General features: G+C 66.4%; 23 protein-coding genes. 1 reads left to right on the forward strand and 22 read right to left on the reverse strand.

All coding sequences use genetic code 11. The features are described from left to right. Nucleotides 1-40: 40 nt before the first annotated feature. Nucleotides 41-970 carry a M14 family metallocarboxypeptidase gene (locus tag RYM47_RS10435; protein WP_315387715.1) on the reverse strand — a complete coding sequence of 310 codons (930 nt, stop codon included), beginning with the start codon at nt 968-970 and terminating at the stop codon, nt 41-43. Between the two features lie 73 nt (nt 971-1,043). Further along, the gene (gene fusA, locus RYM47_RS10440; protein WP_315387716.1) at nt 1,044-3,080 is read right to left on the reverse strand and encodes an elongation factor G; all 2,037 of its coding nucleotides are present in this window, start codon (nt 3,078-3,080) and stop codon (nt 1,044-1,046) included. 508 nt (nt 3,081-3,588) lie between these two features. Between fusA and RYM47_RS10445 the strand changes: the two genes are divergently transcribed. Continuing rightward, on the forward strand, nt 3,589-5,781 hold the full coding sequence (locus tag RYM47_RS10445; protein WP_315387717.1) for a TonB-dependent siderophore receptor: 2,193 nt from the start codon (nt 3,589-3,591) through the stop codon (nt 5,779-5,781). A gap of 53 nt (nt 5,782-5,834) precedes the next feature. On the opposite strand, the gene RYM47_RS10450 is transcribed toward RYM47_RS10445, so the two are convergent. The 20 genes from RYM47_RS10450 to RYM47_RS10545 all read right to left on the reverse strand — a co-directional run bounded on the left by RYM47_RS10450 (nt 5,835) and on the right by RYM47_RS10545 (nt 26,377). Continuing rightward, nucleotides 5,835-6,131 (reverse strand): antibiotic biosynthesis monooxygenase, encoded by a 297-nt coding sequence (locus RYM47_RS10450; protein ID WP_315387718.1) that lies wholly within the window; start codon nt 6,129-6,131, stop codon nt 5,835-5,837. Continuing rightward, complete coding sequence (locus tag RYM47_RS10455) at nt 6,128-7,117, reverse strand: zinc-dependent alcohol dehydrogenase family protein (RefSeq protein ID WP_315387720.1); 990 nt, start codon at nt 7,115-7,117, stop codon at nt 6,128-6,130. Before RYM47_RS10455 ends, RYM47_RS10450 begins: the two co-directional genes overlap by 4 nt. A 61-nt stretch (nt 7,118-7,178) precedes the next feature. Next, complete coding sequence (locus RYM47_RS10460; protein WP_315387721.1) at nt 7,179-7,481, reverse strand: metalloregulator ArsR/SmtB family transcription factor; 303 nt, start codon at nt 7,479-7,481, stop codon at nt 7,179-7,181. A gap of 69 nt (nt 7,482-7,550) precedes the next feature. Then, entirely contained in the window at nt 7,551-8,765 is a 1,215-nt protein-coding gene (locus RYM47_RS10465) for a DUF1120 domain-containing protein (RefSeq protein ID WP_315387722.1), read from the reverse strand. Continuing rightward, nucleotides 8,762-11,242, reverse strand: coding sequence for a fimbria/pilus outer membrane usher protein (locus tag RYM47_RS10470; protein WP_315387723.1), 2,481 nt, complete (start codon nt 11,240-11,242; stop codon nt 8,762-8,764). Before RYM47_RS10470 ends, RYM47_RS10465 begins: the two co-directional genes overlap by 4 nt. A gap of 126 nt (nt 11,243-11,368) precedes the next feature. Beyond that, nucleotides 11,369-12,001 (reverse strand): DUF1120 domain-containing protein, encoded by a 633-nt coding sequence (locus RYM47_RS10475; protein ID WP_315387724.1) that lies wholly within the window; start codon nt 11,999-12,001, stop codon nt 11,369-11,371. A gap of 27 nt (nt 12,002-12,028) precedes the next feature. Next, nucleotides 12,029-12,664: a DUF1120 domain-containing protein gene (locus RYM47_RS10480; RefSeq protein WP_315387725.1), complete on the reverse strand. Its 636-nt coding sequence runs from the start codon at nt 12,662-12,664 to the stop codon at nt 12,029-12,031. A 37-nt stretch (nt 12,665-12,701) separates the two neighbouring features. Beyond that, nucleotides 12,702-13,343, reverse strand: a complete 642-nt coding sequence (locus RYM47_RS10485; RefSeq protein WP_315387726.1) for a DUF1120 domain-containing protein — start codon at nt 13,341-13,343, stop codon at nt 12,702-12,704. A 189-nt stretch (nt 13,344-13,532) separates the two neighbouring features. After that, entirely contained in the window at nt 13,533-14,255 is a 723-nt protein-coding gene (locus RYM47_RS10490) for a fimbria/pilus chaperone family protein (protein ID WP_315387728.1), read from the reverse strand. Nucleotides 14,256-14,474: 219 nt separating this feature from the next. Beyond that, complete coding sequence (locus RYM47_RS10495) at nt 14,475-15,107, reverse strand: DUF1120 domain-containing protein (protein WP_315387729.1); 633 nt, start codon at nt 15,105-15,107, stop codon at nt 14,475-14,477. 74 nt (nt 15,108-15,181) lie between these two features. Next, the gene (locus RYM47_RS10500; protein ID WP_315387730.1) at nt 15,182-15,823 is read right to left on the reverse strand and encodes a DUF1120 domain-containing protein; all 642 of its coding nucleotides are present in this window, start codon (nt 15,821-15,823) and stop codon (nt 15,182-15,184) included. Between the two features lie 337 nt (nt 15,824-16,160). After that, nucleotides 16,161-16,925: a heme ABC transporter ATP-binding protein gene (locus tag RYM47_RS10505; protein ID WP_315387732.1), complete on the reverse strand. Its 765-nt coding sequence runs from the start codon at nt 16,923-16,925 to the stop codon at nt 16,161-16,163. Further along, nucleotides 16,922-17,962 (reverse strand): iron ABC transporter permease, encoded by a 1,041-nt coding sequence (locus RYM47_RS10510; RefSeq protein ID WP_315387734.1) that lies wholly within the window; start codon nt 17,960-17,962, stop codon nt 16,922-16,924. Before RYM47_RS10510 ends, RYM47_RS10505 begins: the two co-directional genes overlap by 4 nt. A gap of 13 nt (nt 17,963-17,975) precedes the next feature. Continuing rightward, nucleotides 17,976-19,025, reverse strand: a complete 1,050-nt coding sequence (locus RYM47_RS10515; RefSeq protein ID WP_315387862.1) for an ABC transporter substrate-binding protein — start codon at nt 19,023-19,025, stop codon at nt 17,976-17,978. Between the two features lie 55 nt (nt 19,026-19,080). Further along, nucleotides 19,081-20,415 (reverse strand): ATP-binding protein, encoded by a 1,335-nt coding sequence (locus RYM47_RS10520; RefSeq protein ID WP_315387863.1) that lies wholly within the window; start codon nt 20,413-20,415, stop codon nt 19,081-19,083. Nucleotides 20,416-20,548: 133 nt separating this feature from the next. Further along, nucleotides 20,549-21,562, reverse strand: coding sequence for an alpha/beta hydrolase-fold protein (locus tag RYM47_RS10525; RefSeq protein WP_315387736.1), 1,014 nt, complete (start codon nt 21,560-21,562; stop codon nt 20,549-20,551). Nucleotides 21,563-21,699: 137 nt separating this feature from the next. Then, complete coding sequence (locus RYM47_RS10530) at nt 21,700-21,858, reverse strand: hypothetical protein (protein ID WP_315387737.1); 159 nt, start codon at nt 21,856-21,858, stop codon at nt 21,700-21,702. A 179-nt stretch (nt 21,859-22,037) separates the two neighbouring features. Then, nucleotides 22,038-23,276: a hypothetical protein gene (locus tag RYM47_RS10535; protein WP_315387739.1), complete on the reverse strand. Its 1,239-nt coding sequence runs from the start codon at nt 23,274-23,276 to the stop codon at nt 22,038-22,040. Then, nucleotides 23,273-25,816 carry a TcfC E-set like domain-containing protein gene (locus RYM47_RS10540; protein ID WP_315387741.1) on the reverse strand — a complete coding sequence of 848 codons (2,544 nt, stop codon included), beginning with the start codon at nt 25,814-25,816 and terminating at the stop codon, nt 23,273-23,275. Before RYM47_RS10540 ends, RYM47_RS10535 begins: the two co-directional genes overlap by 4 nt. 60 nt (nt 25,817-25,876) lie before the next feature. Beyond that, complete coding sequence (locus RYM47_RS10545; protein ID WP_315387743.1) at nt 25,877-26,377, reverse strand: CS1 type fimbrial major subunit; 501 nt, start codon at nt 26,375-26,377, stop codon at nt 25,877-25,879. Between the last annotated feature and the right edge of the window lie 45 nt (nt 26,378-26,422).

Raw genomic sequence — 26,422 nt, forward strand, 5'->3', positions numbered from 1 at the left:
TTCATCCTTCTGCGTTGCCGCCTACCCTAAAGCAGCAACCCTACGGTTGTGACGGTGATGACAATGCAAAATCCAGCCCCGCACACACCGCTGCCACCTGCGCCGCATTGCACTGCGCCGGGGTGGTGCGCGGGCTGTCCGGGTAGACCTCAGTGGTGGTGGCAAACCGCGCATCGGTGAAACCGGCGCAGGCGCCGATCGAACGCGACTCGCCCCAGACCACGCCGTTGGACTGCAGCGGCAGGCCGACCAGGTTGCCGTGCGCATCGGCCGGGGCGATATGGGTGATCGGGGCCACGGCGGCGATCAGGGCCTGCTGGAACGCGGGTTCCGGGTTCTCGCTGTTGCCGATCACGTAGAACCCGTCCGGAATGGATTCAGGCACCCACGCCTTGCCATCGCGCGAGGCCAGTGCCGGGTCGAATTCATGCGCGTCGCTGTCGGTGGTTTCGTGCAGGTCGATGTGCACCCGCAGATCATCGTTGCGGGCGGCGATCCAGGCCATCAGCGCGGCCGATTCGGCGATCAGGCCACCGTCGCGGAAGCTGCGGTTCGGGTCGAACGCATCGTGGTTCCAGCGCTGGATGCGCTCGTAGCCCCACGGGCAGACGCACGGCGCCACGATCAGGTTGAAACGGCCGGCATAGGTGGCAGCGTGGTCGCGCAGGAACTCCAGCGCACCGTGCACGCCGCTGGTTTCATAACCGTGGACACCACCGGTGACCAGCGCGGTGGGCAGCGCGGGATTCCAGTTGCGGGTCATGGCCAGCAGCAGCGGGTAGCGGTCGGTGCCGGCCTGCAGTTCGCCGTACTGGACGACGGTGAATGCGTCGGGCAGCGCGTTCAGTACGGCCACCACGTCGTCGGTGTAGCTGCGCTGCACGCTCTGGCGTGCGCGCCACGTCGCGCGTTCGGCATCGCCCCACGGCTGGCCGGGCGTGCCGACGGGATAGAAATGGGGGGTGTTCATGCGGCGCTCCGGAAACAGGTGCGCCCAGTATAAAGGGGGCCGGCAATGCCGGCCCCCTCGCCTTTTTACAACGTCATGCGGCCTGCACCTCTTCATACCCGGTGAAGCGCATGTCGCTGGACGCGCGGCCCTGGGTCAACGAGCGCAGCGAGGTGGTGTAACCGGACAGCTGCGCCAACGGCGCGTAGCCCACCACTTCCGCACGACCGCCCTGGTCCTCGATGGACGCGATGCGACCGCTTCGGCGATTGAGGTCGCCGACCACGTCGCCGACATTCACCGACGGCACGTGGATGGCCACTTCCATCACCGGCTCCAGCAGCGTGGTCCCGGCCTGCACCAGCGCGGCCTTCACCGCTTCGGCACCGGCACGGTGGAAGGCCATGTCCGACGAATCCTTGGCATGGGTCTGCCCGTCGACCAGCGCCACCTCGATGCCCACCACCGGATGGCCACGCGGACCTTCCAGCAGCGCGCTGCGCACGCCTTTCTCCACCGCCGCCACGAACCCGCGCGGAATCACCCCACCGACCGTGCGGTCGACGAAATGCACCTCCCCGTCCTCGCGTGGGCTGACATCCAGCACCACCCGTGCGTACTGGCCCTGGCCGCCGGTCTGCTTGACCACCTTGCCTTCCACGCCGCGCAGCGCCTGCCGCAGGGTTTCCTGGTAGGCCACGCGCGGTGCGCCAGTCCGCACGTTGACGTTCCATTCGGTGCGCAGCCGCTCCACCATCACCTCCAGGTGCAGCTCGCCCATGCCCCACACCAGGGTTTCACCGCTGTCCGCTTCAGTTTCGACGCGGAACGACGGATCTTCCTGGGCCAGGCTGGACAGGCCCTGCGCAATGCGGATCAGGTCGGCCGCCTTTTCCGCGGTCAACCGCCACGCCAGCACCGCCTGCTGCGCCCGGATCGCATCGAGCAGCAGCGGGCGCGACGGCGCGCTGAGCGTTTCGCCGCTCACCGCGTCCTTCCAGCCCAGCACCGCCACGATGTCGCCGGCTACCGCCTGCTTGATGTCGTGGATCTGGTCGGCCTGCACGCGCACCAGCCGGCTGACCCGGCGTCCCTGCGCATGCTGCGAACTGGCCAACGCATCGCCCACCTTCAGCGTGCCCGAATACACCCGCACGAAACTCAACGCACCATGGTTCTGGTGGGTGATCTTGAACAACAGCGCCGCCAGCGGGCCGTTCGGGTCCGGTGGCAGGCTGACCTCGCCCTCCTCCGCGGTGGCGACCACCGCCGGCCGGTCTTCCGGCGCAGGCAGGTAATCCACAACGGCGTCGAGCAGGGTTTCGATGCCCTTGCTCTTGAACGCCGCCCCGGCCAGTACCGGCACGCCTGCACCGGCCAGCGTGGCCCGGCGCAACGCCGCACGTAGCGCCGCAGGCTCCACCGCCTCACCCGCCAGCCAGGCTTCGGCCAGCAGCTCGTCATGGTCGGCTACCGCTTCCACCAGTTCCTCGCGGCGCGGTTCCCACTGTTCGTGTTCGGCGGGCGTCCACGCACTGCGCGTCGGCTGCCCGGCGTCGTCCCAGAGAACGGTGCTGCGGTCGACCAGGTCGACCCAGCCGTGGAAATCGCTTTCCGCGCCTAGCGGCCAGCCGATCGCCCACGGACGCGCCTGCAGTTTGTCCTGCAGTTGCGCCAGCACGCGCTCGAAGGAGGCACCGATGCGGTCCATCTTGTTGACGAACGCAATCAGCGGCACGCCATGGCGACGCGCCTGGTGCCACACGGTTTCGGATTGCGGCTGCACGCCGTCCACGGCCGAGAACACCGCCACCGCGCCGTCGAGCACGCGCAACGAGCGTTCCACTTCGATGGCGAAGTCGATATGCCCGGGCGTGTCGATCAGGGTCAGGTGATGGGTCGGTTCGTCGCGCGGCGCCCAGTGCGCCTGCACGGCGGCCGCGCCGATGGTAATGCCGCGCTCGCGCTCGATCGCCGAGAAGTCGGTGGTGGCGGCGCCATCATGGACTTCGCCGACGCGGTGGATTTCACCGGTTTTCCACAGCAGGCGCTCGGTGAGCGTGGTTTTGCCGGCGTCGATGTGGGCAATGATGCCGAGGTTGCGACGGAGGTTTCGGGTCTGGGTGTTCATGGTTTGAATCTCGCTGCCAACTTGGGGGAGCCGCACGCCGCCGTTGGCTATCGGGCGTGCGGCCAGGTTTGGGGCTCGGCGATCTGGTGCATGGCACGTTCTCCTTCGAACGGTTGTGGAGCGGGTTTGGGAAGCGGAAACGAAAAGAGCGCCCTGTGGGCGCTCTGTCTGGGGTCCTGCGGTGATCGTGGATCGATCAGCCGCCCGTGGAGCCGCGAGGCAGACGCGCCCGTTCCGCGCAAGCGCGGTTACGAGTAAAGAACGTCAGGAGCGGCATCGAAGTCATCACGGTGTATCAGGAAGGTGTGCCGCGCATTCTAGACCTGTGGCGGCGGGGCGCAAGCAGTTTTTGCGCACATCCATGGAACGCTGAAGCAATGCATCCGCCAATCAATCTACATGCGAAACGACCTGGCAGGTAACGACCGTTGCCCATAACCCGCGACAAAGCGTCACATGCGAATAGGTCGCAATTGCATTGAATGTTCAAGTCCCGGAAAATACCGGCATGAATCGTTCCCCTGCCCCGTTCCGAGGCGTCCCGCGCCACCTGCTCACCCTCGCCTGCTGCCTGGCCCTCGCACCGCCCGCGCTGGCTCAGTCGGCCACCGACCTCGACGCCGTCCAGGTCAACGCCTACCGCGCCGCCAACAGCACCAGCGGCGCCACCAAGACCAACACCGCCATCGCCGAAACCCCGCAATCCATCGCGGTAATCGAGCGCGCCGAGCTGGACGCGCGCGGCGTGCAGTCGCTCAATGACGCCATGCGCTACGTCGCCGGTGTCAGCCTGGAAAGCAGCGGCATCGACAACCGCGTGGATGACTTCCGCATCCGGGGTTTCGACGCCGGCAGCTGGGCCAACAACGTGACCCTGGACGGCATGCGCGCCCCGCAGGGCAGCCAATGGAACCGCAGCATGTTCGACAGCTGGAACCTGGACCGGGTCGAAGTGCTGAAGGGTCCCTCTGCGGTCATGTACGGCCAGGTCGCTCCAGGCGGCATGGTCAACCAGGTCAGCAAGACCCCCACCCCGGATCAAGCGCAGCAACTGCGCCTCGGCGTCGATGCAAACGGCCAGTACAGCGCCGCGTTCGATGTGGGGGCCGGAACCGATGACAACGCCCACCTGGGCCGCCTGGTCGGTCTTTACCGCGACGGCAACACACAGATCAAACACACCGCGCAGGAACACTGGTTCCTGGCGCCCAGCTACACCTGGCAGATCGCCGAACGCACCCGCCTCACCCTGCTCGGCATGTACCAGAAGGACGACGGCGGTTCGACCTACCAGTTCTTGCCGATGGCCGGCACGTTGAACCCCACGCAGTACGGCTACATGAAGAACAGCACCTTCATCGGCCAACCGGACTGGAACACCTTCGACCGCACGCTGTGGACGGCCGGCTGGATGTTCGAACACGCGTTCAACGAGCACCTCACCCTCACCCAGAACGCGCGCCGCACCCACGTGGATTCACTGTATCGCGGCGTGGTCACCTTCGGCGCGCTCAATGCCGACGGCCGCACCCAGAACCGCCGCGGCGTGCAGGGCACCGGCGACTCGGACGGCGACACCTTCGACACCCGCCTGCAGGCGCGCTTCGCCACCGGCGCGGTCGACCACACCGTGCTGCTCGGCTGGGACTGGCAGCGGGCCGACTGGGAAGGCGTGCGCAGCGCGATGAGCAACCCGCGTCCCATCGACATCTTCAACCCGGTGTACTCCCCGTACGCACCCACCATCACCAGCGAAACCCCGACCAGCGGCATCAACCGCCAGAGCGGCATCTATCTGCAGGACCAGCTGGCGGCCGGCAACTGGCGGCTCACCCTGGGCGGTCGCTACGACTGGACCAAGGACGACACCCTCAGCGCCACCCGCAACATCGCCACCGGCATCTCCCAGCCGGGCCCGCACAACGTGATCAAGAACGAAGCGTTCACCGGTCGCGGTGGCCTGTTGTATGTGTTCGAGAACGGGCTGACGCCGTACGTCAGCTATGCCGAATCGTTCCTGCCGGCCACCAAATCACCGCTGGACAGCTTCACCGGCACCGCGTTCGAGCCGGTCACTGGTTCACAATGGGAAGCAGGCCTGAAGTACCAGCCGGCCAACGTGGATGGCCTGGTCACCCTGGCCGTGTACGACCTGCGCCAGGAAAACATGATCGTCGACGACCCGATTGCCAGCCACCGCAACTGCGGCGCCACCGGCACCGCCGTCTGCTCCATCCAGGGCGACGAAGGCCGCGTGCGCGGCATCGAACTGGAAGGCCGCATCACCCCCATCGCCGGCCTGAGCCTGATCGGCGCTGCCTCGCGAATGGACTCTGAAATGTTGCGTTCAAGTGCGTACGGTGGCAAACAGCTGGCCATGGTGCCGGACCTCACCGCATCGTTCTGGGCCGACTACACCGTCCAGGCGGGCGCCCTGCGCGGGCTGAGCCTGGCCGCCGGCGCCCGCTACAACGGCGACAGCTATGGCGACAGCGCGAACCTGTACCGCATACCGTCCTACACCCTGTTCGACGCGGCGATCCGTTACGACCTGGGCCAGTTCGGCGGCACCGGCGTCAAGCTCGCACTCAACGCCAGCAACCTGGCCGACAAGCGCTACGTCTCCACCTGCACCGGCGTCTCGTCCTGCTACTACGGCAGCGGCCGCACGGTAATGGCCACCGCCACGTTCGGCTGGTAACCAACCAGTTCTCTAGTTGGGGTGCCACGCACTGCGCGGCACCCCCGCTCGGTTCACATGAGGAAATTTCCCTCGATGTGCTGCACCGTCGGTTCGCCCGACAACAGGTCCTGCAAGCCGAGCATGAAGAGACGGTGGTCCTCGCTGGCTTCGAACACCGGCGTGTGATCGTGCAGCGACCGCCAACGCACGATCAGGGTGAACGTCTGCTGCGATTCAACCCCCTGCCCCAGCACGTGCCCAAGGTAACCCTCAGCCCGGCGCAGCAGCGGCGCAACGGCATCGAACGCGGCGCGAAAGTCATCCACACCCTCCGTTCGCACCGGCAGTACCGCGATCTCGTGGATCACGCGGCACGCCCCACGGTGCCCGCCAATGGCCCCACTGCGATGGCGACCTTACCCAGCAGCCCATTGTCCGGACGTTGCAGGAACGCATGCGCAACCGCGATCTCCGCCAGCGGAAACACGGCGCCCACATGCGGGCGCAGCTGGCCGCGCTCGACAAGGGCGCTCAGTTCGTCCAGCTTGCTCCGGTTCTGACGGGTAAACACGAAGTGGTAGCTCGCGTTCTTTCCCCATGCCTGGATCAGGTTCTGCGGCTGTGCGATGTCCACGATCGACACCACCCGACCCAGCTGTGCAAGCACGTCCGCACTACGCGCGAGCGTGTCTCCGCCCACCGTGTCGAACACCACGTCCACCCCGCGGCCATCCGTCTCGCGCTGGATCACGTCCACGTAGTCCTCGTTCTCGAAATCGATCAGCACGTCTGCGCCACGTTCGCGGGCAAAGTCGAACTGGCTTGCGCGCACTGTTGTGTATACGCGCGCCCCGATGGCCTTGGCCAGCTGGATCCCCACATGGCCCACGCCGCCCGCGCCACCATGCACCAGGATGCTCTCGCCGACCCGAAGTCCAGCACGCACCGTCAGCGCTTCCCACGCCGTACCACCGACCAGGGTCAGGCTTGCCGCTTCCAGGTGCGTCAATGACGGCGGCTTCAAACCGATGATGCCTTCCGCAACGACGTGGTACTCCGCGTAGCTGCCGGGGCCCTGGAAGATTTGCGGCGTATACCAGACCTCGTCGCCCACACTGAAGGATGAAACGCCCGGCCCCACCGCCTCGACCACGCCAGAAACGTCGTGGCCAGTGATCGCCGGCAACGGCACCAGCCCGGCGTAGTCGCCGCGCCGCACCTGGTAGTCCAAGGGATTGATCGAGGTGGCCTGCACGCGCACCAGCACGTGCCCAGCAGGCGGCACCGGCACCGGCACCTCGCTCAGGTCGAAGGCTTCCGGCCCACCAAACGACGTCAGTACAACTGCTTTCATGTCATATCCTGGATTGATTACATCGCAATATCGGGAATTACCGATATCCTTGGGTAAATGCTCACAGCTCTTTCCCGATGATCTCGGCAAGAGCCCGCAGGGTTGCTTCATTGCGCTTGTAGTACGTCCACTGCCCGATACGCCTGACCTCGACCAATCCAGCGCGTTGCAGGGTTGCCAGGTAGTCCGAAACCGTCGACTGCGACAGACCCACCCCTTCCTGGATACTGCTCACGCAGACGCCAACCACACGCACATCCCCCTCGTCCTGCGGAGGGAAGTGCTTTTCCGGATCCTTCAATCCCTTCAGGATCTCAAGGCGGGTGCGGTTGGAGAGCGCTTTGAAGATGTCGAGCAGTTCCATGCCGTCAATGTATCGGGATTTCTCGATATGTCAATGCGTGCGGACGGAACGTTCAGTTGCCGCATGGCGTCACAGGTAAACGATCTCGATGGTCACCGAGCCATCCAGCACTGTTTCCTCGCTGCTCTCCAGCGAGGAGGCCGGCGCCAGCTGCACCTCCACCTGCAACGGTGCGCTCAGGTTGTCCACCGCAGCAGGCATCCCATGCCCGGGAGTGGCGAAGGCGTATACGGCCGACTGCGCACCGAAGCGCTGCAGGGGTGCACCCTCCGCGTGCGCACTCCAGTTGCTGGCCCGCTCGCCGTTGCCCTGCACCACCTGCATCACCTGACCGTCGTTGCTGACCGCGCCGAACGAAAGCTCATACACGCCGACCACCCCTCCTTCGCGCGGTGCCAGTGCAAAGCGCGCCGGTTCGGCCAAGCCAGCCGCCCACCCGACGGCATCAGCGCCGGCGCGGTTGTCCAGCAGCTTCACGGCGAGCAGGGTCGGCCCATTGCAGTTCAGTTGCAGCTGCACCGTGCGCGGCGCCAGGGCGCTAGCTGCCTCCGCACGCAGGCTGTCGCGCGGCACCGTGCCCAGGTCGAGCGTGGACGGGCTCAGCCGCGGCGTGCACGCACCTGGCATGGCCTGCGCGCGCAGCCCCAGCGCCACGAACTGGCGGGCGTCCTCGGCGTCGATGATGCCCTCCGCTTCCCACGCCAGGGCGTCGCGTACCGACGTCAGGTCCGCAGTCACCCAGGCCTGCACGTCGATCTGCGCCGACAACCGGCTGCCCGGTACCTGCATGCCGGCGCGCATCGGCACCCACGCATGTTCGGGCACCCACTCCAGCAGTTCGGCAATGGTGCTGGGCGGCTCGCCGGGTACGGTCACCAGGCCGATCTCCACCGGCTGTTCGTCCACCCGTACGTCATGCACGCGCAGGGTGTAGAAGCCCGCGCCGCCCAGATCGAAGCTCGACGGGTCGCGCGACGGCGCATGGAACAGCATGGTCAGGTTGATCGGTTGTGGGCAGACCAGGTTGAGGAACAGCGTGTGCGAAGGCAGCGCCATCCCGGTGGGCCGGATCAGACCGGGCCCGCGCGCCAGGCCCGGCCCCTGCCCCGGCCCCAGCGGGCGGGTGGACGCCTGCACGCGACTGAGCTGCCCGTAGTCGATCATTCCCGGAGACAAGGTCATCGTGCAGCGCTTGAGCGGGTCGATCCGCGCCTGCGCCGGCGGCAGGCCCATCAGCAGCAGCGCGCACAGCAGCAGGCACGCCATTCGTCCCTGCATGCTCATGGGGCGGCCTCCGCTGCGCCAGGCCTGCAGGTCACCGTTGCAACGGGCATCGTCACGTTTTCATCCTCCTGCTCGTCCAGCGGGTAGCGGAGCGTGCACACGCGTTCATCGGGCAAGTGCAGCTCCAGCGTTTCTCCGTCCACCGCGTCGTAGACGAACAGCGAACCCGCAGCGGTGACCATCCCGACCAGGTCGTCGTTGGTGCGGAAGGCGGTGGTGCCGCGCGGCAACGGGCTGCCATCCGGATGCATCGGCAGCAGCTGGATGCGTCGACTGAAACGGGTTGCAAGATCGAGCTGGGCCACCGCGCCTCGCCCCGCCTCCAGCGTCATCACGCCATTGTCCAACAGCATGTTGCGCGGCAGGCTCCCGGTCTCCACCTCCACCATGCTGGTCGCATAAGGCGTGAGCTGCGCCACCACCGCCTTGCCCCACGGGTCGGTCCAGACCGGCCCGTAAGGCGTGCTGATCTCCACGCCGGCGATTCGGTCGCTCAGCGCGACGATGCCGAACGTGTCCTGGATGGGGTACGGGGACAGGGTCACGCCGCGCCCGTGCATCGCCACCCCGCCCCCCAGCAGCACCGAGCTGGACGAATTGCCCAGGCTGGATCGGGTATACGAGACACTGGTCTGCAGATAGCGTGGTAGCCACGCCGCCGAGGCACTGGTGTCGGTCCTGCCGGTCCACGAATCGTGGTCGACGCCCAGCCGGTAGCTCAGGGTGGTGCTGGGCGCGTCGGTGTAGGACACCCCGATCCGCTCGCCGGAGCGATCATGCTGCACGTTGGTCCGCGCGCGGCGACGTTCGCCCAGCGGCACGCTCACGCTGAGGTACACACGGTACGCATCGCCCTCGACAGTGTCGTTGCGGCTGTCCGGCACGTCGCGCTGCGCCAGGTCGCGCTCGGCATTCAGCGATACGGTTGCCCAGCGGAAATTGCGCCCCCACGACAACGACGCGCGCGATGTGGGGCGCCCGTAGAACACGATGGCGCGCGAGTATCCCGCCGTGATCGAGCCCAGCCAGGCCGTGGACCAGCTCAGCGACAGGTGGGCCTGCTCCCGATAGCGCGCGCGGGTCGCATCATCGGTGGTGGCCGACAGCACGTCGACCAGCTCGCGGTAATCACGCGACTGCGTCGCCACGCCCGCATTGACCGACAGCTGGCTGCCCAGAGTCTGCTGCAACCCAAGTCCGGCATGCCAGCCACGGCGCGTGCCGTCCGCGTCCTTCGCATGCGAGAGCAGCACGTAGGGACTCAGCGAGGTGCCATGGCGCCACCCCACGAATCCGCTGCCGCCCAGTGCGGTGTAGTCCTGAGCCGCCATCGCCGCGAGGCTGCCGATGCCCCAGCCGCCGAGAGCGCCGCTCCAGCTGGCGCTGGCCACCCACCCTTGCCGCCCCGGCGCCAGTTCCACGTTGCGCACCTCCCCCACCGCGAAGGTGTAGCCGCTCTTCGGTCGAACCAGACCCGCCAGGGCCACGGCCGGCACGGTGAAGCCATGCTCGCTGCCGTCTGCCTCGATCACCTTCACGTCCACGTCGGTAAGGGCGGACAGCGCCGGCAATCCGGACAAGGTGAAACGTCCCGCCTCCACCACCGTCACGTACAGCAGCACATCGCGCTGGCGCACTTCGACCCGCGCATTGGAGTTGGCGATGCCGGTGATCACCGGGCCATCGCCTACCTGCAGTGCTGCTTCGGGGAGCACTTGGATGCCGGTGATCGAGGTGCCGGGCAGTACCGGCGTCAACATGTCCAGCTCGCCCAGCTGCAGCACCGTCTTCCACCGGGTGAACGTGCGCTGGGCGTAACTCTGGGTGATATCCAGCGTGGTCTTTTCCTCCGAGCGCGTGTAACTCTGGCGGCTGCGGAAGATCCAGTCGCCAGCGTTGAAGCCGGCTTCGGTGATGGCGGCCACGTACGTGCTCGCGCCGTTGCTGCCGTCGCTGCGGGTGGTCATCACGCTGTAGTTGAACAGGCCGCCGACGCCGCCCTCTACGAAGCCACCCACCCCCTCGCGGCCGGGCTGGCGTGCATCGCCGGGCACCAGCAGGGTCACCGTGCGCATCGCCGGATCCTTGTCGATCACCGTTGCCGGGTACGCCTTGCGGAAGTCGTCGCAGGCGAGCGCGCCGTCCGGTGCCGTGGCCTTGGGAATTTTCAGACCGGCGCGTTCCAGCAGCGCCTCGTCCATGCAGAGCTTCCCCTCCTGGTCGAAGCTGACCCCGGCCTCGCCGATCCGCTGGTTGTTGACGATCAGCGTGACGGTCTGCCTGCCGGGCGTGAAGCGCGCGCCGCGACTGAGGTACTCGCCGAGTTTTGGATCCAGGCCGCGCTGGCGCAGCAGCTCGGCGTCGAACACCAGTTCCTCGTCTTCGTCGACGGGTGCTTCCTCCGGCTCCGCGGTCGGCACGTCCTGGGCGCGCGCGGGCGTCACCAGCAGGCAGCCGCACAGCAGCAGGCCGCTCATCCATGTCGCCGCTTGAACGGTCGGTGTCCGGCCCATCGCCCCGTGCCTGCTGCCATGAATCCCCCGATTCACCCGCCACCGCAAGCGCTCGAATGGCGGTTTGCGGCGTTACCACGCAACCGTCGCTTACAGGTAAATCACATTGAGCGTGACATTGCCCGTGATATCCACTTCACCGGTCAGGCGCATCACGTCGGTCGGCTGGATCCTGACACCCACCACCAGGTTGCCCTGCAACGTGGTAATGGGCGACGGTCCGGTCGACACCCCCTGTTCCTTGGTGAAACCGCGCAGGGCGTCGGGAATGATCGGGCTCAAAGGAGCCGGGTTGGATGCATCCCAGGTGGTACCACTGTCCAACGACTGTGTGCCGTACGCGGTTACGTCGTCAGCCTTGGCATCGCCGACGCTGAGTTCGGCGCCGCCGATCCGCACCGTTTCCGGGGTCACTCCAAGACCGAACATCTGGGTAAACGCGGAGCTTTCGTTCCGGTTGTCGATGCCTTCCAGTGCGAATCGCATCGGCGAATCGCAGGTCACCCCCAGCGTCATCGACACCGGCGCCAGGTCGGTGGGTTTGTCGGCGTTGAGGTTCGCGGTATTGAGCGTGCCCAGATCCACGGTGCCGCCACTGCCCAGCTGGACGTCGCACGACCCGGGATGAATTACCCCGGTAACGGAGACGTCGGTCGACTGCGCAAACGCAGTCGGGGCAGCGGCAACAAGCGCCAGGCCAAGCAGGGTCGTGACCAACTTCATGACGGCATCCTCTTGCGGTAGGAGTGCTTACAGGTAGATCAGGTCGATGGTGGCACTGCCATGGATCGGCACGTTGTCGTCGATGGTGAGTGCATTGGTAGGTTGTATGTAGGTGCGGATTTCCAGGTCGACCTGCAGCGACGCGAGCGGGTCCGGGCCGGTCACCACGCCCGAGGCGGCGGAAAAGCCATTGATCGACACTTTGCCCAGCCAGGTGGAACCTTCATTCCCGCTGGGCTCCCATTGCTGGCCGCCGTCTTCCGAGCGGGTGTAGTGGACGGGCGTCCCCGCGGTGTCCGGATCCTTGAAACTGATCACCGCACCGCCGATCTTTTCGCCATCCGGTGACAGCCCAAGCCCATAGCGGGTCGCTACGGACGCGCTGTCGCCGGTATTGTCGATGCCCATGAAGGCGAACCGCACGGGCACCTGGCAGCTCACTGTCATCGGGACCCGCACCGAGCCCAGCGAGGTTTCCTCGGTGGTGCTCAGCTTCTCCATGAGTGTCGTGCCCAGGTCCACCACGCCACCGCCTTCCAGCACGGTGGTGCAGGCGCCGGGCAGGAGGTTTCCGACGATGGTCAGCTCGGCAGACTGCGCACTGGCACGCGGGGCGGCCAGGAGCAGTGCGAGCGTCATCAAGGCGTGGGTGGAGCGCTTCATCGCAACCTCTGCTGGAAAGGACGTGCGGTGCGGGGCCTTACAGGTACATCACGTTGATGGTGGCGTTGCCCTTGAGCGGAACCTCGCCGGTGATGGTCAGGCCATCGGTCGGTGCGATGTACGCCTTGACCTCGAGCGTGCCCTGCATGTCCTTGACCGCGTCAGGCCCGGTGGTCACGCCCTGCGTGGTCGCGAACCCGATCATGCCGTCGCGCGGGATCGGAGACGGATTGGGGGTGACGCTCTCCGACCAGGTTTCCCCCTGGTTGTAGGAAGTGGTGGCAAAGCCGCTGGCGCTGTCGACGCTGACGCCCTTCAGGCCGATGGTCGCACTGCCGATCTTTTCGTCGTTGTCGGTACGACCCAGGCCGTAGCGGTTGGCGACGAACGAGGTGTCGCCGGTATTGTCGACGCCCTGCATCGCGAAACGCACCGCCGAATCGCAGGTTACGGTCATGGTCAGGTCGACCGGACCGAGCACGGTGCTGGTGTCCGTTTCCAGCGAATTCGAACGGATGTCGCCGAAGTCGGCAACCCCGCCGTTGCTGAGCGCGACGTTGCATGCGCCCGGCAGGATCTTGCCGGTGATGATCAGATCGGTCGACTGCGCAGATGCGTGGGGTGCGAAGGCGGCCGCCGACGCCATCGCCAGGCCCAACAGTGTGGTAGTGAGTTTCATGACGTAGTCCTCGTAACGAGATGGGCAAACAATTGGGTTGGTCAATCGCAAGCGCATGCTTGATCGACCCTATGGATCGCGGCAAAGATTACGGGTCGATTGCGCCACGCCACATGCAACTTCTTTCAAAAATGAGTGCAAGGTGTTGTGTCTGCGCCGCCTTCGATGCGATCCCCAACTGCCCGGCCGTCAGTCGCCGTGCGTAACCGGCGCTTCGTAGTGATCGGTCTGGAACCCATACACCGTCGCCGGGTGGATGCGGATATTGCTGTCGTTCGCCGCCGCCGCTGGCAGCTTCACGGTCAGCCGCTGGTTCGGCAGCACGTAGGAGCGGGACAGACCCAGCACGGTCTTGGACGGCAGCGACTCGAACTCCTGCGACAGGCGCACCACGTAGGGGCTGTCGTTCTTCACGGTCAGGTCATCGCCGGATTCGCTCCATTTCAGCAGCTTCCACGGCTCCCGTTCCAGCTTCAGGCCTGCAGGATGGATGATCAACGGCAGGTTCTGGCGCACGGTCACGCCCACTTCGTTGCGCTTCTTCGAGCGCGACGGCGTGCCCTTGGCGCCTTCGAACACGACCCGGCGCAGGCGCTGCACCTTGGAATCCCGGGCACCGTCCAATACGGTGAATGTCAGCAGCTGCTTCTGTCCCGGCTTGAGGCGCATGGTGCCCGAGGGCGGGGAGACGGTGACGATCTCAGACGTGTCTTCGTCAATGGGCAGGATGTCCACCAGCAGCATGTCGGTGGTCTCGCCGGTATTGGTGACCGTCATCGTGGTGGGGGTGTCGGTCGCTACGATCACGATCGACTTTTCGGGCTTCATCCCGTCGGCGCAGACGGTCTGCGCGCTGCCCAACACCACCAGGCCCGCGACAAGGGCGGGAACAGCGAATCGTGCAATAGCCATGGGACCAGCTCCTCAAGGGTGTCCTGGCTGCGTACTGCTTGCGCGATGGAGTAAGCACTGCGCAGCCGATGAATCCCCCGATTCACAAGCTCCCCGGTCAGTTGCCGGAGCGATGCTGTTGCCTTGCTGGCGCATTCATGCGCCTGCGGCCGTGAAGTGATGGTGAAGGAGTGACGCCGACGCACCGCGATGTGCGATGCGTCGGCGCCGGTGGAGCCGTTACAGATACACGATGTTGAGGGACGCGCTGCCATTGATCTGCACATCTTCGGTGATGGTCAGCTCATCGGTCGGCTGGATCTGCGCCCAGACCTTCAGGCTACCCTGCAGGTTCTCAATGGGCGCCGGGCCCGTGCCAACCGCTTCGTCCTTGGCGAAACCCACCAGGTCGTGCATTGCCAGGCTGTAATTGCCACCCGGATTGCTGTCGCCCCAGGTGATGCCATTGTCATCGGAACGCGTACCGTACCCGGGCACGCCGTCAGCCGTGACATCGGCAACGAACAGGTTGGCATTGCCGATCTTCTCGTCCGCCGCGGTGAAACCGAGGCCATAACGATCCGACTGGGTTGAGCTGCTGCTCGCGTTGTCCACGCCCTCGAAGGCAAAGCGGACTTCGCCGTCGCAGGCCACAGTCAGCGGCAGTGTGACCGGGTCCAGCAGGGTGACCTGATCAGCGTTCAACGCGTTGGAACGGATGTCGCCGAAGTCGGCAACACCGGCGTTGCCGAGGTCGACGCTGCAGGTGCCGGGATACAGCTTGCCAGCAACGGAGAGGTCAGCCGACTGCGCGAAGGCGGCCGGAGCGGTCGCGACAAGCGCGAGGGCAAACAAGGTCTTGGTGAAGTTCATGGTCATGGTTTCCAATATGGTCAAGGGTCAACTCGGGCGCCGCACGCTGCGGTGCCCCGAAGCCCATGGAGTGCTTACAGATAGTGGAGGTTGATGGTGACACTGCCATTGATCGGCACGTCATCGGAGATGGTCAGCGTGCTGGCCGGTTCGATCCGCGCAATGACCCGGAGGTTGGCAGTCAGATCCTTGATCGGGTCCGGCCCCACGATGCCGCCAGACGACTTGGTAAAGCCAATGAAGTCGGCACGGTCAAAGTTGTAAAGGGTATCGAAAGAGGCGGACGTCCAGCTCTGGCCATCGTTGGAGGAGCGGGTCCTGAACGCAGGACCGCCGTCTACCAGGGTGTCCGCGAAGCCGACGGTCATACGGCCAATCTTCTCGTCGGCAGGCGTCATGCCAATCCCGTAGTGGCTCGGACTGACCGACGAATCTGCAGCATTGTCGATCGCCTGCAGTGCGAAGCGAACTTCCGACTCGCAGGAGACAGACGCCGGCAGCATCACAGGCTCGAGCAGCGTAGGTTGGTCGACGTTGAGGCTGTCCTTGCGAATGTTGCCCAGGTCGGCGACGCCGCCGTTACCCAAGTCGACGATGCAGGCGCCGGGGAAGATCCTGCCAGCGATGGACAGGTCAGCCGACTGCGCGAAGGCGGTCGGAGCGATGGCGGCCGAAGTAGCGATGGCCAGGGAAATCAGAGTGGTGGTGAACTTCATGGAGTAATTCCTCGTAGTGGGTTGTCAAACAATCGATTTGGTCAATCGACAGCGAGTGCTTGATTGACCCTTGTGGAACGCCGCAAAGACTACGGGCCGATTGCGCCACACCACATGCAACTTTGTTCAAAACGGGGTGCAATAAATTGCATTCGCGCTGGAAGCGACACGGCACGGCTAGCCAGTGCTTTGCGCGGAACTGGGCTATTTGTAGGGGTTTTGTTTGACTTCCTGGGCCGGAATGCACACCGCGGTCGCTTTTCGCCGCCATCGGCGGAGACGCTGTGCTAGCACGCTCATTGCACCGGGCGCGGGTGCGGCCGGGCAGAGCCCGGCGCTACGTGACTACTACGAGCGGGACGTTCCGCTGGGGGTGGCGCAGGACTAGAACCGCCTGCTGGTAGACACGTTCGATGTGCTCGCGGGTCAATACCTGGTCGGGGGTGCCATCTGCGGCCACCCTGCCCTGTTCGAGCAATACGATCCGGTCGGCGTAGCCGGCCGCCAGATTCAGGTCGTGCAGGACCACGATCACGCAGGCACCGTCGTCGGCAAGTGCGCGCACTGCTTTGAGCGTGCGTTCCTGATGGCGCAGGTCCAGGGCGGCAGTGGGTTCGTCCAGCAGCAGCAACGGCGTGCCTTGGGTCAGCACCCGGGCGAAGGTGGCGCGCGCCGCCTCGCCGCCTGACAGGGTCTGCACTTCCCGCGCACGCAGGCCTACCATCTCCGCCTGGCCCAGCGCCTGCTCCACCAGCGCTGCATCGCGCAGCGCGTCGGCGGGGTGCGGCAGCCGCCCCATCGCCACCACTTCTTCCACCGTGAAGGCGAAGCGCACGGCATGGTCCTGCGGCATCACCGCGCGCTCGCGGGCCAATGCCATCGCCTTCCAGTGCGCGATGGGCTGGTCGTGCAGGATCACCTGCCCCGCATCGCCCGCCACGTCGCCGCTCGCCACCGCCAGCAGGGTTGATTTGCCTGCCCCGTTCGGGCCGACCAGCGCGGTTACCGTGCCGGGCACGAAACCTAGGTGGATGTCGTGCAGGATGCGGCGCTCCCCGAAGCGCACCCCTACCCCGTCGAGCTGCAGGAACGGCGTACTCATACCGTGCCACTCCGGCGCTGATGCAGCACCAGCCACAGGAAGAACGGCGCCCCCAGCGCCGCCGAGAACAGGCCCAGTGGAATCTCCGCCGGCGGGTCGAGCGTGCGTGCCGCGGTGTCGGCCACCACGATCAGCAGCGCGCCGGTCACCGCAGACACCGGCAACAGCCAGCGGTGTCCCGGGCCAACCAGCATGCGCACCACGTGCGGCACGACCAACCCGACGAAGCCGATGGATCCAGCGAATGCCACCGCCGCGCCCACCAGCAGCGCGCTGAACGCGATCAGCTTCAGCCGCGTGCGCTTCACGTCCAATCCCAGGTGCTGGGCCTGGCGCTCCCCCAGCGCCAGCATGTCCAGCGGCGTGGCCAGCCGCAGCAATGCCACCGTACCCAGCACGAACACCGGCAGCGCTGCCGCCACGTCCGCCCAGTCCGCCTGCGCCAGCGAGCCCATCTGCCAGAACACCAGGGATTGCAGTTCGCTTTCGCTGGCGATGTAGGTAAGGAAACCAATCGCCGCCGAGCAGAATGCGGCCATCGCAATGCCCACCAGCAGCAGCGTCGCGGTGCCGGTGTTGCGCCCCGGCCGCGCCAGCGCATAGGTCAGGCCGATTGCCGCCGCACCCCCGGCAAACGCGGCCAGCGGCAACGTCCAGCCCCCCACGCTGCCGGCGCCCAGCACGATGGCGGCCACCGCGCCGAGTGCCGCCCCCTGCGTCACCCCCACGATGCCCGGGTCGGCCAGCGGATTGCCGAACAGCCCCTGCAGGCTGGCCCCGGCCATCGCCAGCGATGCTCCTACCACCGCGCCCAGCAGCGCACGCGGAATGCGCAGGTTCCACACCACCGCCATGTCGCGCGTGCTGACCTGCGACGGGTCCAGCAGCCCCAGCTTCACCGCTACTGCCTGCACCACTTCCAATGGAGGCAGGCGCAGCGGTCCGACCGCGAACGAAGCCAGGATCGCGCCCAGCAGTGCCAGCGCCATCGCGGCAAGCACCCAGCCGCCGGCACGGCGACGCGTTGTCCGCGGCATCACGTTCCCCGGCTCACGGCGACGGCAGTGCAGCCAACGCCTTGGCCAGGGCCAGCGCGCCGCTGCCCGAGCCCACACTGGCGGACTTGAGCTGCACGTCCGGCATCACCCAGACCCGGTTGGCCGCACCCGCCGGGGTCTGCTTGAGGGTGGGATACGCCTTCCATAGCCCGGCTTCGCCGCCAAACAGCTGCAGGTCGTTCTCCGTCACCAGGATCACGTCCGGCGCCGCCGCAACCACGCCTTCATTGCTCAACGCCGAGTAGTTGGCCACGCCCGCTTCGGTGCCGATGTTGATTCCACCGGCCAGCCCGATCAGCTTGCCCGAGGCGCTGTCCGCGCCCGCCACGGTCGGTGCGCCGCCGGCACCGGTGGCCGAGAGGTGGATGACCCGCGGGTGCACCTTGCTGGCCGCCGCAACCGCCGCCGCTTCGTCCAACTGCGCCTGCACCTGCGCGGCGAGCTGCGCCCCCGCGTCGGCCACGCCGAGTGCGGCGGCCACCTTGCGCACCTTGTCCGGTGCCGGCTGCAGGTCGTCGATCACCACTGCGGCTTCGCCGGCGCCGCGCAGCTTCTTTGCCAGTTCCGTGTGCCGGCGCAGGCTGTTGCCCAGGAACAGCGTGCCTTCCAGGCTCAACACGCCCTCAACGCCGGTCGTGCGGTTGAACAGGAACTGCTTCGGCGCGTTGCGCCCGGCCTCGGTAGCCGACCGCAGCGGCGCGGCGTACACCTGAGCGCCCATGCCCAGCGCCTCGATGACGGCGATGACATCGTCACCACCGGCGACGATCCGCGAGGTGTCCTTCACCGTGACCTGCTCGCCGTCGTCGGAGGTGACGGTGACCGGCAGCGAAGCGCTCAGCTGGCTACTGGACGGCACGTCGGTGCCAGCCAGGCGCAGCCAGCCCGTCGGCAACGCGCCGGCAGCCGCATCCGGCGCCACGTCGGCCGCGCCAGGCGCGGCAGCGGGTGCCGACGGCTCGGCCGGCTTTCCACCACACGCCACCAGCGCAACCGTCATGGCCAGCACCAGCGCGCTTCGCCGCAGGGACAGGGAATTCAACATGTATCGCTCCAATCAGGCGCGCGCAGGACCGCAGCCCTGCGCGCGCAGGTCATCAACGGCGGGTCGAGGTGATGCGGGTGACGCGGTCGCCCTTCGGATCTTCTGCACCGCGCGACTTGTTGACCGCAAACACATTGCCCTTGCCGTCTTCACGTACGTGGTTGGGGAAGGTGCCGCCGTCCAGGTTGCCTACTACCTTGCCGTCGCCATCCACCACGGTCACCGTACCGGCGCCGCGATTGGTCACATAGGCCAGGCCGGAGACCGGCTCGAACGCCACGTTCAGCGCACCGGCGCCCACCGGTACGTCATGCAGCACCTTGCCGCTGGCGACGTCCACGATCAGCAGGTTGTCGGTGCCCTGCGAGGCCACATACAGGCGGTTCTGCTTCGCGTCGAAAGCCACGCCCGAGGCGCTGATCGCGTTGCCCAGGTCGATCACCTTGTCGACCTTGCCACTGGCCACATCGATCACCGCTGCTTCCGGCGTGCCGATGCTCACCGTGAACAGCTTGCCGCTGGCCTCGTCCAGCACCAGGCTCATCGGCACGAACTTCTCATCGTCCACGCCAGAGGCCAGGGTGATCGGTTCCAGGGCCTTGAAGGTCTTCGCGTCGAACACCGAAAGATGGTCTTCGCCAGCCGCCGAGGCGAATACCTTGCCGTGCTTCGCATCGACCACCACGTCGCGGGCATGCGGCACCGCGCCAACCGGGAACTGGTGCACCAGCGACAGGTCGGACTGGCGGTACACCGCCACCGTGTCCTGGCGGGTGTTGCTTACCCACACGTTGCCGTTGGCGTCGTCCACGCCCACGCCATACACGGCAAACACGCTGCCGCCCTTGGCATCGGGCACCTGCGCCGGCGTGATCGCCTTGACCACCTTCAGCGTTTTCGGGTCCACCTTCAGCAGCTGCGACTGGGTCACCGGCGGACGGCCCACGGCCGAGGTGACGAACAACGCGTTGCTGCCCGCGCTGTAGGCGCTCTGATACAGGCCCTGCACCAGCTTGCCCGAGGTCTGCTGGAACGCCTGCTGCCCGCTCAGCGGCAGGTGCGGCGAGACCCGCAGCGCCACCACCGCGGCGGCGGCCGGATTGCTGGCGCGCACCACCAGCGGCTGCTGGCCCGGCACGGCATCGGCAGGCACCTGCACGCTGGCCTTGAAGTTGCCCTGCGCGTCGACCACGTACGGGGTGTCGTTGAGCACGGTGGCACCGCGCAGCAGGGTTACCTGCTGGCCCGGCACGAACGCGCGGCCGGTGACTTCGGCGGTGCTGCCCGGCACCACGTTCTCATTGCGGGCACTGACCTGGCCACGGAAGCCATTGGCCGGCGCGTCGAACACCGGCTCGGCCGACACCGCGCCGGTGATCAGCGACATTGCCAGTGCAAGGCCGGCAAGACGCGGCAGGGAAACGAAACGGGACATAGCAGACTCCTTCTGTAGGGGCGCGCCAGCGGCGCGTGTCACAAGGGTTGCCTTGGCGTAGCCGCCTGGGTAAGGGAAAGAACGGTCACTCGGCGGCGGCATCGGCGGCGCCCGACGGCGCGGGGCCACTGCGATCTTCGGCGCCATACAGCGCCGCAAGCGTCGCCTTCAACGAGGCCGGCAGCATCGGCCCATGGCCGAGCCCCGCAAATTCGCGGTAGGAGACCTGCACACCCGGGAGCTTGGCGAGGCGTTCGCTCAGCACGTGCGCCGCGTCCGGGGTGGCGCCGCCAATCCGGCGCAGATGCGCGACCACGCGCGGGTTGTTCATGTCGCGCACGCCGCGGTTGCCGCTGCGTTCGTCGCCCCCGAGCATCAGCCACACGTTGGCCGGTTTGGGTTTGGCGAAGAATGCCTGTTCCATCGCACCCTGCGGCGCGCCCTGGCTCCACCACAGCGACGGGCTGGCGCTCACGTAATTCTGGAAGGCGCTCGGCTGGGTATACAGGGTGCTCAGTACGAACAGCCCGCCCAGCGAATGCCCCCACAGCGACTGCTGCGCAGTGTCCACGCGGGCGCGACGTTCCACTTCGGGTTTGATCTTCTGCTGGATCACGTTGAGAAACGCCTGCGCGCCACCACCACTGGACTGCGGCGTGCCGTTCTCATCGTCGGCGGTGTCCACCCACGCGGTGTAGTCCAGCGTACGCGCGGCCGAATCGATGCGCAGGTCGTTGTCGTAGCCGATGAACACCAGCACCGGCGCGGCGTGTGCCGCCAGGTCGCTCAAAAGCGACTGGTCGAAGACCATGGCCGCGGCATTTGCGTCCAGCATGTACAGCACCGGCGCCGGCGTCGTGGACGCTTTGGTCGGAACGCCGAGATTGACCCGCCATCTGCGTGCCGGCTCGCCACTTTCAACCACGAAGCGTTCGAAGCGGTAGCTCTGCGCAGGCTGGTCCAGCACGGTCTCGCCCACCTTCTGCAGCGGGTTGCGTTGCTGGGCGGCGACCGGCGCGGCCGCAGCCATGCCAAGTACCGCTACCGCGCCCACATTGCGCAACCAGGGGGAGAACGAAGAAATCAGGCTGGAAAGCACGGCTGGCACGACTCAGGGCAAGGCGATCGCCCCAGTGTACCTCAAATGCGAATGGGTATCACTTGCCGAACCTGGCCGGGCAAGCAAAAAGCCCGGCCGCAGGGCCGGGCTTTGGGTTATTCCGTTGGGGCAGGACCTTATTCTTCTTCGTCCTGGCCGCCCTGCTGGTTGCGCTCGCGCTTCTGGTCCTGCTGTTGCTGCTGCTGGCCCTGGCGCTGCTGATCCTTCTGGTCCTGCTGGTTCTGCTGGCCCTGCTGCTTCTGCTGGCCCTGCTGCGGATTCTGCTGGTTACCCATGTCGTGTCTCCGAGTGCCCGACATCGAAGTGAGGCCGGTGACCCCACCGTAGGGATTTCCGCGTTACCACGACGTGCGCGAAACCCTCTATGCGTAGACGCACCGCGCATGTCGGTAAACAGTTCAGCGCTGACATCGCCACCGTCACGCTGCTGTCGCGTGCGCATGACGCCGCCCTGCTACGGGCTTGCGTCGAAGATCACGGTGACGTCACCGCGATAATGGCTGCCGGGATGATCCAACATGCTGCGCACTGCGTCGCCATTGACTGCGAAATTCAACTTCGACGGCCGCCGGATGATGAATACATCTGCAGTCAGCACCGGCGCCAGCATCGTCGTGGTCAGCGGCATTCCTACCACATCGACACCTGTGGCCGAGTCGCGGAAGCCCGGCAGGGTCAGCTGGATATCCAGCGGCACCTCGTCGGCTGCCTCGGCGACGTTGCGAATCGCACAGCGACCGTCTGCCAACGGATGCTGGCACTGCAGCGATACCTCGAACTGCCCCGAGCTGCTCAGGCTGAATGGCACGTCGCGTTCGAGTGACTTTGGCACGATGCCGTGGTCGCTCCATTGCGCCCACCCGCCTCTGGGCGCCAGCACCGCGCGCTCGCTGCCAGGCGGGAGATCCAGCTGGAAGGCATGTTCGACCTTCAGCTCGAAATGCACGTTGACGATGTTGTCCTCCAGGGCGACACCATCGCCCAGATCGAAGTCGGCGCCCTCACCCGTACCCCCCACCCTGTAGGTGGTCATGCCGCGGTACACACCGCTACGCATCGCCAACGGCGCTGGCGTGGTCAGCTTGTAGGTGAAGTCGAACTCCTGGATCGCATAGTTGTTTTCGTGCAACCAGTGCAGCGAACAGATCGCAACACCCTCGCCACCATCGCGACGCAGGAACATGCGCATGACGGACCGGTTGGACGCATTGGTGTTCTTGAGCGCCAGACTGCAGCCATTGGGATTACCCGTAGATGCGGGCTCCCTCGGACCGTCTCCGTCCAGGTCGGTGATGCGCATGGCAGCGCCAATGATGTTCACGCCCAGGTCGAACGTGCTCAATCCATCGTCCGACACCACGGTGACGGTCCGTGATGGGGGCATGCCGATGTAGAAGCCGCCCGGCCCCCAGTCGGGAGCGTAGACCCCCTGCTTGGTACCGCGCACCTTGGTATCGATGCTCCACCATTCGTTGTTGATGCAGACCTGCAGGTGCACGCTGTCGCACACCCCCGACCACGGTGTCGTGTTGGTGAACTCGCGCTTGTCCGGGTCGCTGACGTCAGGCTTGAATTCGGCGCTTATGTAGATGTCCGCCGCATGGACGCTGCCCACGCCTGCGACCAGCGCCAGCGCGCAAAGCCCTTGCCGCAGGAGACGCTGCAACCCGGTCGAGAGTGAGTGGCGAATCATGGCATTGCTCCGGAAGCCGACGCCGTCGCATCCGACTGCGCCGTGGTCAGGGAAGTCGACGGACACTGCAGAACACCAGCCAGCCAGGTATCGCCTTCAGGGCGCGTGGTCGTTCCGTCGAGCTGGAAGCTGCACCCGGTCACGGTGGGATGGCGCACTTCCATGCTCGGCGCACGGGCGCTCATTTCCAGCGCGAAGAAGCCGTCGGCCTCCGCAACGCTGCGGCCGGCATGGTTGATCACATGCGCGCCGGCGAGTGGCTTGCCGTTGGCGTCCTTCACGTGGCCCATCACGGTAAAGGTGTTGAGCACCTCGACCCTGCCGTAGGAAACCCCACCCTTGTTGAGGTGGTAGTCCAGACTGGCCGGCTGGATCGTAGCTGCCGGCGCGGCACGACCATGGAAGTCGATCTGCAGCGAGCCGGTGCGGTAGGCGGTGACCGGCAGGAAGTTGCGACCCGGATGCAATACGTAGGAGCCGCCCCGGCTGTCGTGTGCGCGCAGCTCCACGTCCGGCAGTTCGGACGTTACGTCCACGATCATGCCGGTGCTGGTGCTGCCTACCTGAGCCGCACCCGCGATCGCGAGCTTGCCGCCGCCGATCGCCATGGTGCTTTCCAGGTTCACGCCACCGCTGAGCTGGCCGCCCAGCGAGGAACGCTGCGCATGTACGTCGCCGCGCAGCGCGGGATGCTCGAACAGCGCCATGCCGCTCAGGCCCAGACCATCGCTGTCGGCGGTGGCTTGGCCGCCGATGCTGCGCAGCACGCCCTGCTCGAAGCTCTGCTGCGCACCGGCGCTGGCATACAGGCTGCGCCCGCCGTCGGTGGCAGTGCGGCTGCCCAGGCTGCCGGTGTAGCGGCGGCCGTCGTCGCCGAGCGCAATGTTCAGCGCGAAGTCCACCCCCCGGTTGCGGCGCATGCCGCTGCTGCTGTTGGCGGGGCGGTCAAAGACCGAAGCGCGCCAGCTGGCGTCGCTCCCGAAAAGCGTCTGCCGACGACTGAACGACAAATCCACGCCAACGCCGTCGCTCACGCCGCGGTTGTGCGAAACGCGTGCGGCCACGTGGCTGCTGTCGCCCACGCGATGGTTCACGCTCAGCGCGCTGGTCTGCAACCAGCCTGCACGGGTCTCTGGCACCTCGGCATCGGGCGGGTACGGCGCATAGCCCTCGTCCCACGGGCGACGGCGCTCCTGCCAGGTACGGTTATGCGAGAGGATCACGGTGCCGTTGCGATAGCGCCACAAGCCCTGCAGATCGACCCCGCGCCCGTGGTCGCTGGTGTAGGCATTGGTAAACAGGTTCGCGCTGTCGTTGATCTGCCAGTCCACCGACCCGGCGAACGCATTAGCGCCATCCAGGTGTTGCGCGGACAGGCCGACCACCGCTCGCGGGTGCGCCAGGTAATTGATGATGCCGCCCGCCGCAAACGCACCCGCGTTCGGGTCGTCAATGCTGTCCAGCAGCGTTTGCTGCATGCCGGCGAAGACGCTGTAGCGCCAGCGGCGGCTCGGGTCGCGCCAGTTGCCGGGCTTGTGGATCACGGTGGTTTCGCGCGAGCTCTCGCGGCCATCCTCGATGACCCGCAGCTCTACCTCGTAGATGCCACCCGGCAGGCGTCGGGTATCCAGCTCCTGCAGGCCGGGCTGCAGCGGCTGGGTGAGGATCAGGCTGCCATCGCGGAATACCTCTACGGTGCCCTCGCGGTTGGCGGTCACGTATACGGGGTACAGGCTCGGCGCTCGGGCGTCGATCACGAGGCTGTCCGACGAGCCAGCCATCAGGCCCACGGTGGTGTGGTTGACCGACCCGGCCGCGCGCGGCTGCCGGGTGACGCCCTGGAAGTTGGGCAGGAAGTAACCCGCGCGCAGGAAGTTGTCGCGGAATTCGCGCTGTGCGTACAGGCTCTGCACCGAGTGGCGCAGCTCGCCCTCCAGATCGCCGCTGCGGTCGACCTGGTAATTGCCGGCAAGGGTCCATTGGCCCAGGCTGCCCTGCAGGTCGAGTGCGTAGCGGCCAGACGCGTCCATGCCCTCCCCTGCATAGGCGTTGAGCTGATGGCGCAGGATCAGGCCACGGCTACCACCTTCAGGCAGCGCATGGTGGCGTACGTCGTTCGCGCTGCGGCCGCCGTTTTCGGTGGCGATGGACAGCAGTGAACTTTCAAGACTGTAGTGCAGGCGCACCAGCCCGGCCTCGCAGGACGCGGCGCACGCGCCCAGCGGACGCGGCGTGTCCAGCACCTGCAGCCAGCGCGCACGTTCGGCGGCCGGTTCGGAGCTGTCGTGGCTGTCGGTGAACTCCAGCAACGACAAGGTATTTTCGCGGGTCAGCAACGCCCGGGCATCACCCAGGAACTGGCCATCGCGTTCAACGCGTACCACCAGGGGGACGTCGAAGAAATGGTCGCGGAAGTCGTCGGGCAGCCCCCCGGCCTGGTCGAGCAGGGTCAGGCTCTCCAGAGCGGCAGGCGCAGCGGATGCTGCAGCACTGCTGCAGTAGAGCATCACGGCGGTGGCGATCGGAAGCAGGCGCGACATGGACATTCCTCGAAGAAAAAGAGGGGCGCGGGAGCGCCCCTCGGGTAACAACTGAAACGCTTACGGGGTGCCGCTTTCGAACATCATGAAAACGTTGCCCTGGTAGGTGCCATGCACGTAGCCGCCACCGGTCGCCGGAGCTGCGGTGATGGCAACCTGGGCGCGCTTGCTGGCAGCGGCTTCGGTCGAGGTGGCGACTTCAACGGCATTGCCGGCACCGACCTTCAGCTCCTGGCCGGCGACATTGACCGCGAGGTCGATGGCGTTGCCGGCGCTGGTCAGCATGGCTTCGGTGGTCAGGTAGGCGTTGATGGCGCCCAGGCCGCTCTTCATGTCGACCTGCTGCTGGATCGGCGCCAGGCTCTGGGTCGCGATGTTCCAGCGCATCTGCTGGGTCTGGCCGGCCCAGTCGCCAACCGGCGAGATCTGCAGGCCGTTGGCCGACGGAACGGTGGCTTCAACCGTCACCTGGATCGGGAACTGCTCGGTGGCGGCCATGGCAGCGGCCGGGGTCAGGATCAGGGCAGCCGCAGCGGCCAGGACGGTGGTCTTGAGGTTCATTGCTTCATATCTCCAAAGGGGAAGGTGTCGCCTGGAGTCCGGCGA

Source organism: uncultured Stenotrophomonas sp., assembly GCF_963519125.1.
Taxonomy (GTDB): Bacteria; Pseudomonadota; Gammaproteobacteria; order Xanthomonadales; family Xanthomonadaceae; genus Stenotrophomonas.

What these genes read in the sequence shown, in the direction of transcription:
- RYM47_RS10465 (WP_315387722.1), bottom strand. Translation starts at nt 8,765, where the DNA reads ATGAGCATGCAGGGACGAATGGCGTGCCTGCTGCTGTGCGCGCTGCTG.
- RYM47_RS10435 (WP_315387715.1), bottom strand. Translation starts at nt 970, where the DNA reads ATGAACACCCCCCATTTCTATCCCGTCGGCACGCCCGGCCAGCCGTGG.
- RYM47_RS10535 (WP_315387739.1), bottom strand. Translation starts at nt 23,276, where the DNA reads ATGATTCGCCACTCACTCTCGACCGGGTTGCAGCGTCTCCTGCGGCAA.
- RYM47_RS10490 (WP_315387728.1), bottom strand. Translation starts at nt 14,255, where the DNA reads ATGGCTATTGCACGATTCGCTGTTCCCGCCCTTGTCGCGGGCCTGGTG.
- fusA (WP_315387716.1), bottom strand. Translation starts at nt 3,080, where the DNA reads ATGAACACCCAGACCCGAAACCTCCGTCGCAACCTCGGCATCATTGCC.
- RYM47_RS10520 (WP_315387863.1), bottom strand. Translation starts at nt 20,415, where the DNA reads ATGTCGCTGATCACCGGCGCGGTGTCGGCCGAGCCGGTGTTCGACGCG.
- RYM47_RS10500 (WP_315387730.1), bottom strand. Translation starts at nt 15,823, where the DNA reads ATGAAGTTCACCACCACTCTGATTTCCCTGGCCATCGCTACTTCGGCC.
- RYM47_RS10445 (WP_315387717.1), top strand. Translation starts at nt 3,589, where the DNA reads ATGAATCGTTCCCCTGCCCCGTTCCGAGGCGTCCCGCGCCACCTGCTC.
- RYM47_RS10540 (WP_315387741.1), bottom strand. Translation starts at nt 25,816, where the DNA reads ATGTCGCGCCTGCTTCCGATCGCCACCGCCGTGATGCTCTACTGCAGC.
- RYM47_RS10460 (WP_315387721.1), bottom strand. Translation starts at nt 7,481, where the DNA reads ATGGAACTGCTCGACATCTTCAAAGCGCTCTCCAACCGCACCCGCCTT.
- RYM47_RS10485 (WP_315387726.1), bottom strand. Translation starts at nt 13,343, where the DNA reads ATGAAACTCACTACCACACTGTTGGGCCTGGCGATGGCGTCGGCGGCC.
- RYM47_RS10470 (WP_315387723.1), bottom strand. Translation starts at nt 11,242, where the DNA reads ATGAGCGGCCTGCTGCTGTGCGGCTGCCTGCTGGTGACGCCCGCGCGC.
- RYM47_RS10455 (WP_315387720.1), bottom strand. Translation starts at nt 7,117, where the DNA reads ATGAAAGCAGTTGTACTGACGTCGTTTGGTGGGCCGGAAGCCTTCGAC.
- RYM47_RS10475 (WP_315387724.1), bottom strand. Translation starts at nt 12,001, where the DNA reads ATGAAGTTGGTCACGACCCTGCTTGGCCTGGCGCTTGTTGCCGCTGCC.
- RYM47_RS10480 (WP_315387725.1), bottom strand. Translation starts at nt 12,664, where the DNA reads ATGAAGCGCTCCACCCACGCCTTGATGACGCTCGCACTGCTCCTGGCC.
- RYM47_RS10505 (WP_315387732.1), bottom strand. Translation starts at nt 16,925, where the DNA reads ATGAGTACGCCGTTCCTGCAGCTCGACGGGGTAGGGGTGCGCTTCGGG.
- RYM47_RS10545 (WP_315387743.1), bottom strand. Translation starts at nt 26,377, where the DNA reads ATGAACCTCAAGACCACCGTCCTGGCCGCTGCGGCTGCCCTGATCCTG.
- RYM47_RS10495 (WP_315387729.1), bottom strand. Translation starts at nt 15,107, where the DNA reads ATGAACTTCACCAAGACCTTGTTTGCCCTCGCGCTTGTCGCGACCGCT.
- RYM47_RS10530 (WP_315387737.1), bottom strand. Translation starts at nt 21,858, where the DNA reads ATGGGTAACCAGCAGAATCCGCAGCAGGGCCAGCAGAAGCAGCAGGGC.
- RYM47_RS10510 (WP_315387734.1), bottom strand. Translation starts at nt 17,962, where the DNA reads ATGCCGCGGACAACGCGTCGCCGTGCCGGCGGCTGGGTGCTTGCCGCG.